1 protein-coding gene is annotated in these 669 nt (G+C 43.0%); it reads left to right on the top strand.

Translation table 11 applies throughout. From position 1 onward, the window contains the following. Positions 1-639, top strand: a 639-nt coding sequence (locus AC1DCV_RS35750) for an IS256 family transposase (protein WP_477027678.1), incomplete at its 5' end; no start/stop codon positions are given. Positions 640-669 lie beyond the last annotated feature (30 nt).

Below are 669 nucleotides of genomic sequence, written 5' to 3'. Positions count from 1 at the left end.
CAGGAGGGTTATAAAGAGCTGTTGGGTATGTATGTGGGAGAGAACGAAGGTGCTAAATTCTGGTTGCAAGTGTTGACAGACTTACAGAATCGCGGTTTGGAAGATATCTTCATTGCCTGTATTGATAATCTTCAGGGCTTTGCCGACGCGATAGAAAGTGTTTTTCCCAAGACCGAAGTTCAGCTTTGTATTGTACATCAGATACGCAACTCCCAGAAATATCTTTCCTACAAGGATGTTAAGCCATTTATGAAAGAYCTCCAAAATGTCTACAAGGCGACCACTRCTGACCAGGCAGARCGCAGCCTTGATCAATTGGAATCCAACTGGGGSGCCCGATATCCCAAGGTGATCGAATCCTGGCGAAAGAATTGGCCKCGACTCAGTAGCTATTTTCAGTACAACAAAGACATCCGCCGAATAATGTATACYACAAATATTATTGAAGGCTTCCATAGGCAGCTTCGTGCAGTTACAAAATCCAAAGGCGCCTTCCAGTCGGAAGACGCCCTCATGAAACTCTTATTCCTTGTCCAGGAAAATATATGTGCCAAGTGGAACAAGCCTGTACACAACTGGAATCAGACATTGGCGCAATTATCAATTATATTTAGCGAACGTTTGAAACTTAATCTTTAATCACCGTGACACACTTTATGTAATACTACC

This window comes from Chitinophaga sp. 10T418, assembly GCF_056394125.1.
This window is presented reverse-complemented; position numbering and strand designations above follow the sequence as displayed.